Consider the following 228-nt stretch of genomic DNA (forward strand, 5'->3'; position numbering starts at 1 on the left):
ACACTGGTGCAGCCGGCGCTAAAGGCGATAAAGGTGACACTGGTGAAGCCGGCGCTAAAGGCGACAAAGGTGACACTGGCGCAGCCGGCGCTAAAGGCGACAAAGGCGACAAAGGCGACAAAGGCGACAAAGGCGATAAAGGTGACACTGGTGAAAAAGGTGGCAGCATCACAGGTGAAGTTGTAGATAATGGTGACGGTACCCATACAATCACTATTACTGATCTTG

At 52.6% G+C, this 228-nt stretch carries 1 protein-coding gene; it reads right to left on the reverse strand.

The window, feature by feature from the left end; all coding sequences use genetic code 11:
• On the reverse strand, positions 1–206 hold a 206-nt coding region (locus tag ACTHTY_RS12295), incomplete at its 3' end, for a hypothetical protein (RefSeq protein WP_440367905.1).
• Positions 207–228: the final 22 nt, after the last annotated feature.

This window comes from Neisseria sp. P0019.S002 (assembly GCF_051957155.1).
GTDB lineage: Bacteria > Pseudomonadota > Gammaproteobacteria > Burkholderiales > Neisseriaceae > Neisseria > Neisseria perflava.